General features: G+C 55.1%; 15 protein-coding genes. 8 read left to right on the plus strand and 7 right to left on the minus strand.

Features of this window, described 5'->3' with window-relative positions; all coding sequences use genetic code 11:
- The first annotated feature begins 232 nt into the window (after positions 1–232).
- Positions 233–2,218, plus strand: a complete 1,986-nt coding sequence (locus ACMGG3_RS11180) for a ligand-gated channel protein (RefSeq protein ID WP_414149900.1) — start codon at positions 233–235, stop codon at positions 2,216–2,218.
- A gap of 53 nt (positions 2,219–2,271) precedes the next feature.
- Here the strand turns inward: ACMGG3_RS11180 and ACMGG3_RS11185 are convergent, their stop codons facing one another.
- Positions 2,272–3,741, minus strand: a complete 1,470-nt coding sequence (locus ACMGG3_RS11185; protein ID WP_020883191.1) for an amino acid permease — start codon at positions 3,739–3,741, stop codon at positions 2,272–2,274.
- Positions 3,742–3,912: 171 nt separating this feature from the next.
- Entirely contained in the window at positions 3,913–4,779 is an 867-nt protein-coding gene (yieE, locus tag ACMGG3_RS11190; RefSeq protein WP_014170915.1) for a DNA-binding transcriptional regulator YeiE, read from the minus strand.
- A 98-nt stretch (positions 4,780–4,877) separates the two neighbouring features.
- Between yieE and ACMGG3_RS11195 the strand changes: the two genes are divergently transcribed.
- Both ACMGG3_RS11195 and nfo read left to right on the plus strand, forming a co-directional pair.
- Positions 4,878–5,924, plus strand: coding sequence for a YeiH family protein (locus tag ACMGG3_RS11195; protein ID WP_333097943.1), 1,047 nt, complete (start codon positions 4,878–4,880; stop codon positions 5,922–5,924).
- A 64-nt stretch (positions 5,925–5,988) separates the two neighbouring features.
- Complete coding sequence (gene nfo, locus ACMGG3_RS11200) at positions 5,989–6,846, plus strand: deoxyribonuclease IV (RefSeq protein ID WP_014170917.1); 858 nt, start codon at positions 5,989–5,991, stop codon at positions 6,844–6,846.
- A gap of 47 nt (positions 6,847–6,893) precedes the next feature.
- Here the strand turns inward: nfo and fruA are convergent, their stop codons facing one another.
- The 3 genes from fruA to fruB are packed head-to-tail and all read right to left on the minus strand — an operon-like array spanning position 6,894 to position 10,661.
- Positions 6,894–8,576, minus strand: coding sequence for a PTS fructose transporter subunit IIBC (fruA, locus tag ACMGG3_RS11205; RefSeq protein ID WP_025203638.1), 1,683 nt, complete (start codon positions 8,574–8,576; stop codon positions 6,894–6,896).
- 16 nt (positions 8,577–8,592) lie between these two features.
- On the minus strand, positions 8,593–9,531 hold the full coding sequence (gene fruK, locus ACMGG3_RS11210; RefSeq protein WP_014170919.1) for a 1-phosphofructokinase: 939 nt from the start codon (positions 9,529–9,531) through the stop codon (positions 8,593–8,595).
- Entirely contained in the window at positions 9,531–10,661 is a 1,131-nt protein-coding gene (gene fruB / locus ACMGG3_RS11215; RefSeq protein ID WP_394245824.1) for a fused PTS fructose transporter subunit IIA/HPr protein, read from the minus strand. The genes fruK and fruB overlap by 1 nt, the downstream gene beginning before the upstream one ends.
- 360 nt (positions 10,662–11,021) lie before the next feature.
- Between fruB and setB the strand changes: the two genes are divergently transcribed.
- Positions 11,022–12,203 (plus strand): sugar efflux transporter SetB, encoded by a 1,182-nt coding sequence (gene setB / locus ACMGG3_RS11220; protein ID WP_394245823.1) that lies wholly within the window; start codon positions 11,022–11,024, stop codon positions 12,201–12,203.
- Here the strand turns inward: setB and ACMGG3_RS11225 are convergent.
- Positions 12,200–12,454 carry a zinc/iron-chelating domain-containing protein gene (locus ACMGG3_RS11225; RefSeq protein WP_020883186.1) on the minus strand — a complete coding sequence of 85 codons (255 nt, stop codon included), beginning with the start codon at positions 12,452–12,454 and terminating at the stop codon, positions 12,200–12,202. The genes setB and ACMGG3_RS11225 overlap by 4 nt on opposite strands.
- Positions 12,455–12,618: 164 nt before the next feature.
- Between ACMGG3_RS11225 and yeiP the strand changes: the two genes are divergently transcribed.
- Positions 12,619–13,191 (plus strand): elongation factor P-like protein YeiP, encoded by a 573-nt coding sequence (gene yeiP / locus ACMGG3_RS11230; protein ID WP_008500940.1) that lies wholly within the window; start codon positions 12,619–12,621, stop codon positions 13,189–13,191.
- Positions 13,192–13,234: 43 nt separating this feature from the next.
- Here yeiP and uxuA read toward each other — a convergent pair whose 3' ends face one another.
- Positions 13,235–14,425 (minus strand): mannonate dehydratase, encoded by a 1,191-nt coding sequence (uxuA, locus tag ACMGG3_RS11235; RefSeq protein ID WP_032678583.1) that lies wholly within the window; start codon positions 14,423–14,425, stop codon positions 13,235–13,237.
- A gap of 204 nt (positions 14,426–14,629) precedes the next feature.
- Between uxuA and ACMGG3_RS11240 the strand changes: the two genes are divergently transcribed.
- The 3 genes from ACMGG3_RS11240 to ACMGG3_RS11250 all read left to right on the plus strand — a co-directional run bounded on the left by ACMGG3_RS11240 (position 14,630) and on the right by ACMGG3_RS11250 (position 17,953).
- The gene (locus ACMGG3_RS11240; RefSeq protein WP_328704706.1) at positions 14,630–16,096 is read left to right on the plus strand and encodes a fructuronate reductase; all 1,467 of its coding nucleotides are present in this window, start codon (positions 14,630–14,632) and stop codon (positions 16,094–16,096) included.
- Between the two features lie 123 nt (positions 16,097–16,219).
- The gene (locus ACMGG3_RS11245) at positions 16,220–17,206 is read left to right on the plus strand and encodes a CobW family GTP-binding protein (RefSeq protein WP_014170928.1); all 987 of its coding nucleotides are present in this window, start codon (positions 16,220–16,222) and stop codon (positions 17,204–17,206) included.
- A gap of 33 nt (positions 17,207–17,239) precedes the next feature.
- Complete coding sequence (locus ACMGG3_RS11250) at positions 17,240–17,953, plus strand: phosphatase PAP2 family protein (protein ID WP_025203633.1); 714 nt, start codon at positions 17,240–17,242, stop codon at positions 17,951–17,953.
- The last annotated feature ends 10 nt before the right edge of the window (positions 17,954–17,963 follow it).

Consider the following 17,963-nt stretch of genomic DNA (forward strand, 5'->3'; position numbering starts at 1 on the left):
CGGTGGCGCTCCGTCTGCCGGGCCTCAAAACCCTATCCCTTTGAATAAAAGCCAGTTTCACTAATCAGTGCCAAAACACAAATGATTTCGATTATCATTTGTGTTTACAATTTCACATTCTTTTGTACAATTCCAGGCTCTTCTCCATCACAAAGAGTTCTTACAAGACAAATACATACAGTTCTCAGGGTTACCCGATGGAGTGTTTTTCTTTTTGATATGGAATGTTCAAATGACAATACCACGCGTTACGTTACTGGCTGTTGCCATCAGCGCCGCCATGCTCTCCCCTCTTGCTCACGCAGCCGACCCGGATACCGTGGTGGTGACCGCCACGGGTTTTGAGCAAAAAATCCAGAATGCCCCGGCTTCTATCTCCGTCATTTCAAAGCAGCAGATTGAAGACAAGGCTTACCGCGATGTGACCGATGCGCTAAAAGATGTCCCGGGCGTCGTCGTCACGGGCGGCGGAAGCAGCAGCGATATCAGCATTCGCGGCATGGCGTCCCAGTACACCTTGTTCCTGGTCAATGGCAAGCGCGTCAGCACACGCAGCACGCGCCCGAACAGCGATAACTCGGGCATTGAGCAAGGCTGGCTACCGCCGCTGGAGTCTATCGAGCGCATCGAAGTGATCCGCGGGCCCATGTCATCGCTCTATGGCTCAGATGCAATGGGCGGCGTAATCAACATCATTACCAAAAAAGTCTCGAATACCAAAGCCTGGACCGGATCGTTACACGGCGATGCCACGTTCCAGGAGAACCATGATTCCGGGGATATCTTCCAGACCAACGCCTACGCTTCCGGCCCGTTAATTGACGGACTGCTCGGTGCAAAAGTGACAGGCCTGCTCTCACGTCGCGCGGAAGATCAGATCCTGAACGGTTTCAATGAGCAGAAAATGCGTAACGGCGGGATCACGCTGAACTTTACCCCGGACGAGCAGAACGATTTTGACCTCGATTTTGCCCGCGAACTTCAGGACCGAAACAGCACGCCGGGCAAGTCGAAAGCGACTGAAACCTGCCGCGGGACAACCTGCACGCCAAACAGCAAAAGCGAAACCCGCTACGAACATACGACCTATTCCCTTACCCACAGCGGTTACTACAGCGACTTCAACACTACCAGCTACATCCAGCAGGAAGAGACCAATAACCCGGTTCGCAAAATGCGTTCGTATAACACCACTTTCAACAACCAGAACCAGATCTTCCTCGGCGACCATACCCTGACCCTCGGCGGTCAGTATCGCTATGAGAAGCTGCGTGACAACGGTAACCAGCTTGAGGCGGCGGACGGGCTCAACAAACTGACGCGCTGGAGCTGGGCGCTGTTTGCTGAAGATGAGTGGGCGATGACCGATAGCTTCACGGCGACCGGTGGTCTGCGTATGGATAAAGACCAGAACTATGGCACCAACTGGACGCCTCGCGGTTATGGGGTGTGGCACCTTGCAGAACAGTGGACGTTAAAAGGGGGCGTTTCTGCCGGCTACCGTGCACCGGATCTGCGTCAGTCCTCCGCCAGCTGGGGTCAGGCAACGGGCGGCGGTCGGCTGGACGGCATGATCGTGGGTAACCCGGACCTCAAGCCGGAGAAGAGTCTGAGCGAAGAGATCGCCCTGCTCTGGGATAACAATGACAGTCTTAACGCCGGCGTTACGCTGTTCAATACCGACTTCAAAAACAAAATCACTGAAGTACGTCGCTGTAACAGCAGTGCCGACCCTGCCTGTACGATTGGCGGCCATGCCTACGATTTTGTCAGCGACCGGGTCAACGTCGACAAAGCCAACATGCGCGGTGTGGAATCCACTTTCGGCTGGAAAATCACCCGTGATGTTAACTGGACGGCTAACTACACCTATACCGAATCCGAGCAGAAGAGCGGTCAGTTCTCCGGTAAGCCGCTGAATAAAATGCCTAAGCATATGTTCAACACCACGCTGGACTGGCAGGCTACGCAGGATGTGGGCTTCTGGAGCCGCCTGAACTTCCGCGGCAAATCTTCTGAGTATCTCAGCCGGACCTCAATGTCACAGGGCACACCGTCTTACACGCAGGTTGATGTGGGTCTGCGTTATAACGCCAACAAGAACCTGCTGGTAACCGCAGGCGTGTATAACGTGCTGGATAAACAGATTGATTACGAGACTTACGATACCGTACTTGATGGCCGCCGTTACACTGTCGGCATGACCTACAGCTTCTGATCGCCAATAAAAAAGCCCGCTCAACCGAGCGGGCTAAAAGAGAGGAAGTGCGGTTATTGTTTTACGCGTCCCGGAAATTCCATTTCACTGTAGCGAACAAAGCGCGTCCCCTTCGTCAGTTTGTAACCAAACCAGATTATCAGGAACAGCGGAATACCGATGTAGGTCGCCGTTACACCACCCCAGTCGATACGGTCCGCAAGGAACGCTTCATAGTTCTGTCCCAGCGTAATAATCAGGCACAGAATGAAGGCGAAAATAGGCCCCAGTGGGAAGAACCCTGAGCGATACGGCAGGTCATTGATGTCATGACCTTGCATAACGTAACCGCGGCGGAAGCGATAGTGGCTGATAGCAATCCCGAGCCAGGCGATAAAGCCCGTCATACCGGACGTATTGAGCAGCCACAGGTACACCGTCTGGTTGCCAAACATGGAGGTCAGGAAGCACAGACCGGCAATCACCGTTGTGGCATACAGGGCGTTACGCGGTACGCCGCCACGGGACAGCTTAGAAAAGATGCGTGGCGCTTTGCCGTCGCATGCCAGGGTATAGAGCATACGGGTAGACGCATACATGCCGGAGTTACCCGCTGAGAGCACGGCGGTCAGGATAACGGCGTTCATCACCGCCGCGGCGGAGAGCAGACCGGCATGCTGGAAGACCAGCGTGAACGGGCTAACGCTGATGTCTTTCACATCATTGCGCAGCAGGCTTGGATCGGTGTAAGGAATGATCAGGCTGATAATCAAAATCGCAAACACATAGAACAGCAGGATACGCCAGAATACCTGACGCACCGCGCGTGGAATGTTCTTCTCCGGGTTCTCGGATTCACCGGCAGCAATCCCGATCAGCTCGGTTCCCTGGAAGGAGAAGCCGACAATCATCGCCACGCCAATCATGGCCGAGAATCCACCCGCAAATGGCGCATCGCCAATGCTCCAGTTACTCCATCCTGCAGGTTGAGCGCCTTTGAAAATACCAACGATCATCGCCACACCGACGACGATAAAGATGATGACGGTTGCCACTTTGATCAAAGAGAACCAGTATTCCGCTTCGCCAAAACCACGCACGGAGATGTAGTTGAGCAGGAAGATCACCGCCAGGAACAGCGCACTCCAGATCCAGCCTGGCGTGTCCGGGAACCACCAGTTCATCACCAGCTGTGCGGCGACCAGGTCAACGGCAATAGTAACGGCCCAGTTGTACCAGTAGTTCCAGCCCAGCGCGAAGCCGAAGCCTTCTTCAACGTATTTTTGACCGTAGGTCGAAAACGAACCGGATACCGGCATGTACGCCGCCAGTTCGCCCAGACTGGTCATCAGGAAGTACACCATCAGGCCAATCAGGATATAAGAGAAAAGTGCCCCACCCGGGCCGGCTGCCGAAATTGTTGCGCCAGAGGCAACAAAAAGACCTGTACCGATTGAACCGCCGATAGCGATCATCGTCAGGTGACGCGCCTTAAGTTCGCGACGTAGCGCGGGCGCTTCTGTGGTTTTAATTTCTGAAACCATGTGAAAATGCTGTCCCTTCAACAAATGAGGCGCGATTGTAGCAGACGATACGCGTTCCTTCCGGCAGAAATGCTCAGTTATAAGAGAGCTTCATGACTCGGCCAGGATTATAAGTAAAGCACGCATCTGCATCTCCCCTCTCCCAACGGAGAGAGGATCCGCATTGCGGGTTTACATGTCGCAATAGCGCAGAAAACGCTGCAGCGAGCTGGAAAGGTGTTTCTGACGATGATGAATGCACCACAACGTGCGCACCAGTTTAGGCAACGGGAGCGGTATTTCGACCAGCGTGCCGGCCTCAAGCTGTTCAGCAATCACCCGCCGGGAGAGACAGCTGATGCCCAGCCCATGACGGACCGCGTGTTTGATGGCTTCCGAGTTGCCCAGCTCCATACTCAGCCGGAAATGCGGCAGGTGAGAGAGCAGCAGGTAATCGACAATTTCACGGGTACCGGAGCCCTGTTCCCGGAGGATCCACTGCGCCTGAGCCAGCCGTTCCAGCGTCACTTCACCCTGTAATAAAGAAGAGGCCGGGGAGGCGAACACCACCAGCTCATCTTCCAACCAGGGTTCAGCAATGATATCGACGTTGTGACACGGCCCTTCAATCAAACCGATGTCCACGCGGAAATCGATCACCGCATTGATGACATCCTGGCTATTGCCAACGCTCATCTCCAGCGGCAGGGTCGGGAAATCCCGGCGATAACGGGCAATCACTTCCGGCAGAATGTAATTGCCGATCGTACTGCTGGCGTAAACGCGGATGGCCCCGTTCTCTTCGCGGAACAATTGTTCGATTTCAGTCGCCTGCTCCAGCAATGCCAGCGCGCGCGGGTACAGCAGGCGGCCATGTTCATTGACGACCAGCCGTTTCCCCACTCTGTCGAAAAGCTGAACCCCCAGTTGCCCTTCCAGATCGGTCAGGGCTGCGCTTACCGCGGACTGGGACAGCGCCAGCATTTGCGAGGCCTGCGTCGTCGACCCGCTTTTCAGCACTTCGGCAAAAACTTCCAGCTGACGCAACGTAATGTGCATGGTTACTTACCACTTATATAGATTGATTATAAGTATATAATCAATTTTATTTTTAAGCCACAACGCCGTAACCTTTTAGCCAGATAAAGGAGAAGGTTATGTCAGAACACACCTTACAGCATCAACGTACATTGTGGCACTTCGTGCCGGGTCTTGCGCTCAGCGCGGTGGTAACTGGCGTAGCGTTATGGGGCGGCAGTATTCCGGCCGTCGCCGGGGCAGGTTTTAGTGCCTTAACGCTGGCAATATTGCTCGGCATGGTGGTGGGAAATACCGTTTACCCCCATATCTGGAAGTCCTGTGATGGCGGGGTTATTTTCGCCAAACAGCATCTGCTGCGCCTCGGGATTATCCTTTACGGCTTCCGCCTGACCTTTTCACAGATTGCGGATGTCGGCGTCAGCGGGATCGCTATTGACGTCCTGACCCTGACCAGCACCTTTTTACTGGCCTGCTTTATTGGCCAGAAAGTGTTTGGGCTGGATAAACAAACCAGCTGGCTGATTGGTGCCGGCAGCAGCATCTGCGGGGCTGCCGCGGTACTGGCAACCGAGCCTGTCGTTAAGGCAGAATCCAGCAAAGTGACGGTTGCCGTCGCGACCGTGGTTATTTTCGGTACGCTGGCGATTTTCCTCTACCCGGCCATGTACCCGCTGGTTGCGCACTGGTTTAGCCCGGAGACCTACGGCATTTATATTGGTTCAACCATGCATGAAGTGGCTCAGGTGGTGGCGGCGGGTCACGCCATTAATCCGGATGCGGAAAATGCCGCGGTCATTGCCAAAATGCTGCGCGTCATGATGCTGGCTCCGTTCCTGATTATCCTGGCCGCTCGCGTAAAACAACTCGCGCCGGCAGGCAGTAGCCAGAAGAGTAAAATCACCATTCCGTGGTTTGCGATTCTTTTCATCGTGGTGGCGGTATTTAACTCCTTCCACCTGCTGCCGAAAGCCGTGGTGGATATGCTGGTCACGCTTGATACCGTCCTGCTGGCGATGGCGATGGCGGCGCTCGGGGTCACGACACACGTTAGCGCGCTGAAAAAAGCAGGTTCAAAACCGCTGCTGATGGCGCTGGTACTCTTCATCTGGCTGATCGTTGGCGGCGGTGCGATTAACCTCGCGGTACATAGCCTGATGGCATAAACCACTTCATCCTTCTCCTGTTAACCCGCTATCATACGTATTTCGGGTTAACAGGAGTCCCTTTATGAAATATGTTGGAGCGCACGTCAGCGCTGCAGGTGGCCTTGCGAATGCCGCCATTCGCGCCGCCGAAATTGAGGCGACCGCTTTCGCCCTGTTCACCAAGAACCAGCGCCAGTGGCGCGCCGCCCCGCTCACCTCTGAAGTGATTGATGATTTCAAAGCCGCCTGTGAGAAATACCACTACGGGCCGGGTCAAATCCTTCCCCACGACAGCTATCTCATTAACCTCGGCCATCCCGTGCAGGAGGCGCTGGAGAAATCCCGCGAGGCGTTTCTTGATGAAGTGCAGCGCTGCGAGCAGCTTGGGCTGACGCTGTTGAACTTCCATCCGGGAAGTCATCTGATGCAGATTGACGAAGATGCCTGTCTGGCGCGCATTGCCGAATCCATCAACATCACGCTGGATAAAACCCAGGGCGTGACGGCGGTCATCGAGAACACCGCCGGGCAGGGCAGTAACCTCGGCTTTAAGTTCGAACATCTGGCGGCCATTATTGACGGCGTGGAGGATAAATCCCGCGTGGGCGTATGTATTGATACCTGCCATGCCTTTGCCGCGGGTTACGATCTGCGAACGCTTGATGAGACGAAAAAGACCTTCGATGAGTTTGAACGCATTGTGGGCTTCAAGTATCTGCGCGGAATGCACTTGAACGATGCGAAAAGCGCGTTTGGCAGCCGCGTGGACCGCCATCACAGCCTCGGTGAAGGCAATATTGGCCACGATGCGTTTCGCTTTATTATGCAGGATGCCCGTTTCGACGGTATCCCGATGGTGCTGGAAACCATTAATCCGGACATCTGGGCAGAAGAGATTGCCTGGCTGAAGGCACAGCAAACCGCTGAACAGGCGGCATAAAAAAAGCCGGGTCGCATAAGCACCCGGCTTTTTTATTGTTTTACCGCTTACGCCGCTTTCGCGACCCCTTCCGCTTCCGGACGTTTCAGCACCGCGTAAGAGAGACCTGCCACCAGCGTACCGGCCACAATCGCCAGCAGATAACCCAGCACTGGCGTGATTGCACCTGGGATCAGCAGCACGAACAGACCGCCATGTGGTGCCATCAGTTTCGCGCCAACCGCCATGGAGATAGCACCGGTTACCGCGCCCCCCACGATACAGCATGGCAGCACGCGCATTGGGTCACGCGCCGCGAACGGAATTGCCCCTTCGGTGATAAAGCACAGGCCAAGTACCAGGGCGGCTTTCCCCCCTTCCTGCTGCGCTTTGTCGAACTTACGACGTGCAATGATGGTTGCCAGGCCAAGAGCCAATGGTGGCACCATACCGGCCGCCATAATCGCTGCCATTGGCGCGTAGGTCTGGGTACTCAGCAGGCCAACACCGAATGCGTATGCTGCTTTGTTCACCGGGCCACCCATGTCGGTACACATCATGCCACCGAGAATAGCTCCCAGCAGTACCGCATTCGCGGTACCCATGGTTTGCAGCCAGTGGGTCAGACCCGCCAGGATACCCGCTACAGGTTTACCGATGAGGTAAATCATCGCCAGGCCCACCACCAGGCTGGAAATCAACGGGATGATCAGAATCGGTTTCAGCGCTTCCATACTCTGCGGCAGTTTCAGCTTCGAGCTAATAAGCTTCGCAACGTAACCCGCCAGGAAACCGGCAATGATACCGCCGATAAAGCCAGAACCGGTGCTCACCGCCAGCATACCGCCGATAAGACCCGGCGTCAGGCCCGGACGGTCAGCGATGGAGAAGGCGATAAAGCCTGCCAGCACCGGCACCATCAGGGCAAACGCGGAACCACCACCAATCTGCATCAGGGCGGCAGCCAGCGTGCCTTCTTCTTTAAACGCGGTAATACCAAACGCGAACGAGAGGGCAATACACAGACCGCCCGCCACCACCATCGGCAGCATATAAGACACGCCGGTCAGCAGATGGCGATAGGCGCCAGCTGACTCTTTCTTACCTTCCGTCGCAGTTTGCGTGGACCCCGTTGCCTGATACGGCTTCGCTTCCACCAGCGCTTTATCAAACTCCTGAGCGGTCTTTTTCAGCGCCAGGCCCGTTGACGTGCGGTACATCGGCTTACCGGCAAATTTCGCCAGGTCCACTTCGATGTCAGCCGCAACCATCACCAGATCGGCTTCAGCCACCTCTTCAGGGGTGATTGCGTTGCCCGCACCAACGGATCCACGTGTTTCAACTTTTACCCACCAGCCGCGTTTTTTCGCTTCGGTTTCAATGGCTTCAGCCGCCATAAAGGTATGAGCCACGCCCGTCGGGCAGGCCGTGATCGCCACAATACGTTTTGGTCCGGACGCGGCAACCGGCGCCGCGACCGGTGCGCTGTAAACAGACGCATGACCTTTCGCTTCGCTCAGGAACAGCTCCGGGTGTGCCACCGCGCGATTGATGTCGCCCAGCCACACTTTTTTGCCATTCAGCGCACTGTCAGCGGGAATTTTATCACCCAGAACAATCACCATTTCGGCGTCGCCCGGGTTATCCGTCATCTCGAGATGTGCTTTGTTCGCCGCCGCTCCCAGCAAGGTCTTCGCCATATAGGCGCGAGCCTGTCCGAGACCGGAGTCAATGATCAGCAGCGTTTTCATTATTCCTCTCCTGCTGTTAGTTAAAAGGTTTTAAGTCAACGCGCGCCATCATCGCGGCTAACTGGGTACGATCGGTAATACCGACATTGCTCTGGCTAACGGCCAGGGCAGCAACGGCGGTGGCAAGACGTAAAGTATGTTCACTGGATTCACGCATCAGCAGGCCATAAATCAGACCGCCAACCATTGAATCCCCTGCGCCAACGGTGCTGACAACGTCAACCGATGGCGGTTTGGCGATCCATTCGCCAGAAGCGTTAACCCACAGCGCCCCTTCTGCACCAAGAGAGATAACCACGTGAGCGATACCCTGCTCGCGCAGCGCATGGGCAGCGTCAATCACATCTTTTAATTCTGGCAGCTTACGGCCAGCCCAGATCTCCAGTTCGCGGCGATTCGGCTTCACCAGCCACGGCGAGGCTTTCAGGCCGGCGACCAGCGCGTCACGGCTGCTGTCAAAAATAATGCATGGGCACTGGCTTCGCAGACGCGTCATCCAGTCGGTGAACGCTTCAGGGCTCACGCCGGACGGCAGGCTGCCGCTGACGCAGACCATGTCGAACTGACCAAGCCAGGTCAGAGAGTCGTTCACGAAGCGCTCCCAGTCTGACGGAGTCACCTCGAAGCCTGAGAAGTTCAGATCGGTCACTTCGCCGTCTTTCTCCGTCAGCTTGACGTTGATACGGGTACGACCCTGAACAACCTGAAAACGGTTAGCAATCCCCAGCTCGCTGAACAGCTGCTGGAAACCATCCTGGTTATCTTTACCGAGGAATCCGCCCACGGTGACATCGATACCGAGATCCTTGAGCACTTTCGCGACGTTAATCCCTTTACCTGCAGCATGCAGGCCAGTGGTACGCACGAGGTTTACTTCGCCGCGCTCAATCTCCGGGCAAAACCCCACCAGGTCGTATGCCGGGTTCAGCGTAATAGTCGCAACACGTCTGCTCATTATGCGCCCTCCCCCAGACCTGCCGCGATGGCGTCGCCAATCGCTTTCAGCGCCTGTTCAGCATCAGCACCCTGTGCGGTAAAGCGCAGACGGTGACCTTTCTTCACGCCCAGCGCGACAACTTTCATCAGGCTACGGCCGTTGGCCGGTTTGCCCGTGCCATCAAGGTTAGTCACGGTAATCTCACTTTCGAATTGTTTAATGGTATTCACCAGCATGGTGCCAGGACGGGCATGCAGGCCGTGCTCGTTACGCACTACAAACTCAGCGGTCAGCACGTCATCAGTCAGCACATCATCGCTGGTCAGCAGCGCCAGCAGCGTGCTTGCGTCAGCGTTCAGCAGTTTTTCAGCCTTGTCATTCAGCAGCAGATCGCCAAGACGTTTTAACGCGGAAACCGGCTGTTCATCGGTCATCGCGACGGTGATCAGCATCGCAGCGTGCGCGCCCTCAACGTCAAACGCGTTGGCCGCGCGGCTCACCGCGATAGCGCTGCGCAGGTTACCTTCAGCACTGTCGTTCAGCCAGATACCTTGTCCCAGGTTCAGCGGCTTCTCATTGATAACGCGCGTGATAAAGGACGCGTCTACCGCACCGGCTTCTTTCAGGCGGCCTGCGTTCAGCGCCTGCAGCGTGACCAGATCGCTCGCCACAACATCCAGGGTCAATGTTTCATTATCCAGTTTCAGCGCTTCACTCTGTTTTTCGCCCATCAGCAACGCGCGCAGCTCTTCCGCAGTCGTCGCGGACTTCAGCTGTTCAGCCACCGAATCATCGCTCAGCACATGCGTCAGCTGACGCAGCAGGCCCAGGTGCTCGTCGCTGCTGGCAGCGATACCGATTGCCACGTAAGCAACCTGACCGTCGCCCCACACCACACCCTGAGGGAACTGATAAACCTGAACGCCGGTTTTCAGCACCTGACCGCGGGTGTCCGTTGTACCGTGCGGAATGGCAATGCCATTGCCGAGGAAAGTGGAGGTCTGCTGCTCGCGCGCCAGCATGCCGTTAACGTAGCCGTCCGCGACATTACCCGCCTGCACAAGGGCAGCGGCAACCTGGCGAATGGCCTCTTCTTTGTTCCCGGCCTGAGCGCCCGGGTGGATATCCTGAACAGATAACTGGAACATGGTTCTCCTCTCCTGCTGAACTTGAATCGTTTCAGCTTAAATGAGAAAAAATGCGCTAGCCTGCTCCGTTTGTTAAAACAAGATAGCGCTGAAACGTTTCAAAAAGTCTTGCGCTTTCTGCTTAACCTTGCAAGAAAAGTTACAAATGGCGATGCAGAATTTAGAGATACAGCACATTTCTTCTTCGCTCAGCTGAATCTTGCTGACGTTCAGCAAGTCAGTTTCAGCTAAGTTCAGCCCGCGACTGTTAATTGAAATGGCATTTTGATTTTTCGTGGCGAAATTGACCGCAGTACCTGTTTATTTTCTGACAAGCGTCGTACACTCCGCGTCTCTTTATGACTTGCTGACACTGAAAGTATGCATAACACCCCTGCCGCCGCCTCGCCAAAACCCTTTGATTTGACGTCCACGGCGTTTTTGATTGTTGCCTTCCTTACCGGCATTGCCGGGGCGTTACAGACGCCCACGCTGAGCCTGTTTCTGACCAATGAAGTCCACGCCCGTCCTGCAATGGTTGGCTTCTTTTTTACCGGCAGTGCCATCATCGGCATTCTGGTGAGTCAGTTTCTGGCGGGGCGTTCCGACAGAAAAGGCGATCGTAAAAGTCTGATCGTCTTTTGCTGCCTTCTCGGGGTGTTTGCCTGCGTGTTGTTTGCTTTTAACCGCAACTATTTCATCCTGCTGTTCGTGGGGGTGTTCCTGAGCAGCTTCGGTTCCACGGCGAACCCGCAGATGTTCGCCCTCGCCCGCGAGCACGCCGACCATACCGGTCGTGAAGCGGTGATGTTCAGCTCTATTCTGCGTGCCCAGGTGTCGCTGGCATGGGTCATTGGCCCGCCGCTGGCGTATGCCCTGGCGATGGGGTTTGGCTTTACGGTGATGTACCTGAGTGCGGCTGTCGCGTTTGTGGTGTGCGGCACCATGGTGTGGTTCTTCCTGCCGTCGATGCGCAAAGAGCCCAAAGTGGCTTCAGGCGTACTGGAAGCCCCGCGCCATAACCGTCGTGATGCGCTGCTCCTGTTTGTTATCTGTACGTTGATGTGGGGAACAAACAGCCTTTATATTATCAACATGCCGCTGTTTATTATTGATGAGCTGCATCTGCCAGAGAAGCTGGCGGGCATTATGATGGGAACCGCGGCTGGGCTTGAGATCCCGACCATGCTGATCGCGGGCTATTACGCGAAGCGTTTCGGAAAGCGTTTTTTAATGCGCATCGCGGCTGTCGCAGGACTGCTGTTCTATATCGGTATGCTGACGGTGCACACGCCGGGACTCTTGCTGGCATTGCAGCTTCTCAACGCCATTTATATCGGCATACTCGCCGGGATTGGCATGCTCTACTTCCAGGACCTGATGCCAGGCCAGGCAGGCTCCGCCACCACCCTTTATACCAATACCACTCGCGTGGGCTGGATTATTGCAGGTTCAATGGCCGGCATCGTGGCCGAGATCTGGAGCTATCACACGGTATTCTGGATTGCGCTGGTGATGTGTACGCTGACGATAGCGTGTCTGGTGCGAATTAAGGACGTTTAAGGGGCGGTGAGCGCTTCCAGCTCAAGAAGGTAGGTGATCGCCTGTGTGCGCGTGCTGCCGCACATCTCCGCGGACGGCTGAAGGCCGGAACAGACTTTCGGGCGCAGCGGGGAACCAAAGATCATGCACAGGTTATTTTCAGCAAGCTGCACACAGCGGGTATTGGCAGGTTTGCCGTCCGGCATGCCAGGAATGGGGCTTGAAATGGACGGTGCGGTACAACACGCGCCACAATCGGGACGACAATCCATACAGGCTCTCTTTCGCTGAAGAACGCCCGCGCAGTCGGGCATTGCGCGCACAGTAACACCTTTTGTGTATTGATAGCAAAAGCCACGAATTCCGCTTGCCTGAAAGGCCGAGCACGAGTAATTTGGCGCGATATTTTTTACCACCCGTAAACAGGATTACTGCAATGCCAAGAGCGAACGAAATTAAGAAAGGTATGGTACTGAATTACAACGGCAAGCTGCTGATTGTGAAAGATATCGATATTCAGGCCCCGAGCGCCCGTGGTGCAGCAACGCTGTACAAAATGCGTTTCGCCGATGTGCGTACCGGTCTGAAAGTGGAAGAACGTTTTAAAGGTGACGATATCGTTGATACCGTGACCCTGACCCGCCGCTATGTTGATTTTTCCTACATTGATGGCAACGAATACGTGTTCATGGATAAAGAAGATTACACCCCGTATATCTTCACCAAAGATCAGATTGAAGAAGAACTCCTCTTCATTCCTGAAGGCGGGATGCCTGACATGCAGGTTCTGACCTGGGATGGCGTGCTGCTGGCGCTGGAGCTGCCACAGACCGTGGATCTGGAAATCGTGGAAACGGCTCCGGGCATCAAAGGTGCATCCGCAAGTGCCCGCAACAAACCAGCAACCCTGACGACCGGTCTGGTGGTGCAGGTGCCAGAATACCTCTCCGCGGGCGAGAAAATCCGCATCCATATCGAAGAAAAACGCTATATGGGTCGCGCAGACTAATGCGATATTCGCCCGGTGGCACAACGCCACCGGGCAACAGACGTTACAGCAGTTCCGGGTATTTCGTCATCTTCAGCGCCAGCTCAACGCCCCGCACTTCCGCCATGCCTTTCAGACGACCAATCGCCGAATAACCTGGGTTCGTTTTCTTACGCAGATCGTCCAGCATCTGGTGACCATGATCGGGACGGAACGGGATAGGACGAACGTCACCCGCGTGCTTACGACGTACCTCTTCCGCCAGAATCGCATCCACTACCGCGACCATATTCACATCGCCGCCCAGGTGCGCTGCTTCATGGAAGGTTTTTGGATTATCCTCACGACAGGTCGCACGCAGATGCGTGAAGTGAATACGATCGCCGAAGGTTTCAATCATCTGCACCAGATCGTTATCCGCACGCACGCCGTAAGAGCCGGTACACATGGTGAATCCGTTATAGATACTGTCCACGGTCTCTTTCAGCCACTGCATATCTTCAATCGTGGACACGATACGCGGTAAACCGAGAATAGGACGCGGAGGATCGTCCGGGTGCACAGCCAGGCGTACGCCCGCTTCTTCCGCTACCGGTACGATAGCGCGCAGGAAAAACGCCATGTTTTCACGCAGCTGGTTTTTATCAATATTCCCGTATTCCGCCAGTCGCGCGCGGAACTGATCCAGCGTATAGCCCTCTTCAGCGCCCGGCAGGCCAGCAATAATATTGCGGGTCAGCTTTTCAATCTCGGCGTCACTGGCTGCGTTAAACCACGCGAGCGCCTGCTGCTGCTCTTCAGCCGTGTAATCGGCTTCTGCACCAGGACGTTTCAGGATGTGCAGCTCAAATGCGGCAAAGGCAATCTGATCGAAACGTAATGCTTTTGAACCGTCCGGCAACGTGTACTCAAGATCGGTGCGCGTCCAGTCAAGAATGGGCATGAAGTTATAGCAAACAGTATCAATACCGCAGGCCGCCAGGTGACGAATGCTCTGCTGGTAGTTGGCAATCCAGGTCTGATAATCACCTGAATGGGTTTTGATATCTTCGTGAACCGGGATGCTTTCCACCACAGACCAGGTCAAGCCTTTTTCCGCCAGCAGCGCCTGACGCTTTTTGATTTCTTCAATCGGCCATACCTGACCATTAGGAATGTGATGCAGCGCCGTCACGACACCCGTTGCGCCAGCCTGACGCACATCATCAAGAGAAACCGGATCGTTCGGCCCGTACCAACGCCAGGTCTGTTCCATTGCCTCACCTCTAAAGTTGTTATACCAATATGGATGACTACGATGACGACTACCATACATGTTTGCCGTAAAGGGTCAACACACCGCCACACATTGATTGATCAAACTCACACTTCACGGATATTTACGGCTCACCAATTTAATTTGCTGTCATATAACTTTACACTGGCGTTGTTAATTAATGGTTAATCAGGTGTGTATTTCATGAAGACAATTGCCTCCACCTCGCTTCCTGCCCATGTCCAGCTCCCTCGCTACGATCGTAAGCAGTTACGCTCTCGCATCGTCCATTTTGGCTTCGGCGCATTTCACCGCGCGCATCAGGCCTTGTTAACAAACAGGGTGCTGAATGAGAAAGGCGGCGACTGGGGTATTTGTGAGATTAGCCTCTTCAGCGGCGACGTGCTGATGAGCCAGTTGCGCGCACAGGATCATCTCTTCACCGTGCTGGAAAAAGGGGCGGAGGGAAACCAGCCGATTATCGTCGGTGCCGTCCATGAATGTCTGAACGCAAAACTGGATTCTCTGCCTGCCATCATTGAGAAATTTTGTGAACCTCAGGTCGCCATTGTGTCGCTCACCATCACAGAGAAAGGTTATTGCATCGATCCCGCCACCGGTAATCTGGATTTGCACAACCCCCGGATCGTTCACGATCTGGAGAACCCGTCTGAACCGCACTCCGCGCCCGGGATCCTGGTCGAGGCGCTCCACCGCCGCCGTGAACGCGGTTTGTCCGCTTTTACCGTCCTCTCCTGCGACAACATCCCTGATAACGGCCATGTGGTGAAAAACGCGGTATTAGGCATGGCCCAGAAACGCGACCCGGCGCTGGCAGAGTGGATTGATTCACATGTGAGCTTTCCGGGAACCATGGTCGACCGAATTGTTCCCGCCGCGACAGAGGCGTCGCTGGCAGAAATCACGCAGGAGCTTGGAGTAGAAGATCCTTGTGCTATCAGCTGCGAACCGTTTATTCAGTGGGTAGTGGAAGACAACTTTGTTGCCGGACGCCCGGCATGGGAAGTAGCTGGTGTACAAATGGTGCAGGACGTGCTGCCGTGGGAACAGATGAAATTGCGCATGCTCAACGGCAGCCACTCTTTCCTCGCGTATCTGGGATACCTCGCCGGGTATGCGCACATCAACGAATGTATGGAAGACACCGCTTTTCGCGAAGCCGCACGTCGGTTAATGCTAAATGAGCAGGCTCCTACGCTGCGTATTAAGGATGTCGACCTCACGGCTTATGCCGATAGCCTGCTCGAACGCTTTGCCAATCCGGCACTGCAGCACCGGACCTGGCAAATTGCGATGGACGGAAGCCAGAAATTGCCGCAACGCATGCTGGATGGGATCCGCATCCATCTTGAACGTAAAACCGCGTGGCCGCTGCTGGCCCTGGGCGTTGCAGGCTGGATCCGCTACGTCAGCGGTACCGACGAGCGTGGCGACGCGATTGATGTGCGCGATCCGCTGAGTGATAAAATCCGCACCCTTGTTGCAGCCAGCAGCGACGCTGAGCGCGTCAACGCCCTGCTGGGGCTGAGTGAAATCTTTGGTCACGATCTCGCACAAAATAGCCTATTCGTGGAGGCCATCAGCCAGGCCTATCAGCGCATCGCCCGCCATGGCGCGCGTCAGGCTGTTATCGAAACGTTAAATATTTAGCGATTATTGCGCTTAAGGCGAACGGCGATTGCCTCCGTTCGCCCTCCCTCTTCTCATTGCGCCCGTTTTTCGCCAGGATGATGGATAATTGTTATAGCATCACAATTATCGACTGGAGCGCACGTGACCAAAACCAACCTCATTACCGGTTTTCTCGGCAGCGGTAAAACCACCTCAATTCTCCACCTGCTGGCCAATAAGGATCCGGCAGAAAAATGGGCCGTCCTGGTCAATGAATTTGGCGAAGTGGGTATTGATGGCGCATTACTGGCAGACAGCGGCGCGATGATCAAAGAGATACCCGGTGGCTGCATGTGCTGCGTAAATGGTCTGCCGATGCAGGTCGGGCTGAATACGCTGCTGCGTCAGGGCAAACCAGACCGTCTGCTGATTGAACCGACCGGGCTGGGTCATCCGAAGCAAATTCTCGATTTACTGACCGCGCCGGTCTACGAGCCGTGGATCGATCTGCGTGCCACGCTGTGCCTGCTGGACCCCCGTCAGCTGCTGGATGAAAAAGCCGTGACCAACGAGAACTTTCGCGACCAGCTCGCCTCGGCAGATATTATCGTCGCCAATAAAGAGGATCGCGCAACGGCGGAAAGCCAGTCCGCGCTGGAGACATGGTGGCAGCATTTTGGTGGCAACCGTCAGCGGGTGCAGACCACCCAGGGGAAAATTGATAACGCCCTGCTTGACCTGCCTCGCCTGAACCTGGCGGCGCTCCCGGCAAGCGCGGAACATGCCCACAGCCATCCGCAAAAACAGGGTCTGGCTGCCCTGAGTCTGCCGGAACACCAGCGCTGGCGTCGTAACCTTAACAGCGGCCAGGGCTATCAGGCCTGCGGATGGATTTTCGATGCGGATACCGTATTCGACACCATCGGCATACTCGAATGGGCCAGACTGGCTCCGGTCGATCGTGTTAAAGGGATCATGCGCACCCCGGACGGGCTGGTGCGGATCAACCGTCAGGGCGAAGATTTCTTTATCGAAACGCAAAATGTGGCGCCACCTGATAGCCGAATAGAGTTAATTAGTGCGGTTAACGCCGACTGGAATGCCCTGCAGTCCAGCCTGTTGAAGCTTCGTTTAAGTTTGGGCGGCTAACGTTGCCCCAGATTTCACTCTATGCTGAATGTTATGACGACTCGACTTCCCCTGATATTACTGCTTAATGTCGCCGGTCTGGCGCTCTTTTTCTCCTGGTATATCCCGGCGAATCATGGTGTCTGGTTTCCGCTGGATTCTGCCATTTTTCACTTCTTCAACCAGGAGCTGGTGAAGAGCGAAGCCTTCCTGTGGCTGGTAGCTATCACGAATAACCGCGCCTTTGACGGCTGCTCGCTGCTGGCGATGGGCGGCCTGATGCTCTCTTTCTGGCTGAAAGAGGACAAAACAGGACGCCGCCGTATTCTGATTATTGGTTTGATGATGTTGCTGCTTGCGGTGGTAATTAACCAGCTGGCAACGGCCATTATTCCGGTTAAGCGTTCCAGCCCAACGCTCTTCTTCCCCGATATTTATCGCGTCAGCGAGCTGCTGCATATTCCAACGAAAGATGCGTCGAAGGCCAGTTTCCCGGGCGATCACGGAATGATGCTGCTTATTTTTTCCGGCGTGATGCTCCGCTATTTCGGCCGAAAAGCCTTTGCGATAGCCCTGATTATTTTTGTGGTTTTTGCCTTCCCACGGGTAATGATTGGCGCTCACTGGTTTACTGATATTGCAGTCGGTTCGCTCTCTTCTGTGCTGGTTGCGCTGCCGTGGTGTCTGATGACACCGCTGAGCGACAAGATAATAGCCGTGTTCGATCGCTACCTCCCCGGCAAAACGCAACAAATCAGAAACCAATAATTAACCTTAA

The sequence above is a fragment of the Enterobacter sp. BNK-18 genome (assembly GCF_047456135.1).
Taxonomy (GTDB): Bacteria; Pseudomonadota; Gammaproteobacteria; order Enterobacterales; family Enterobacteriaceae; genus Enterobacter; species Enterobacter ludwigii.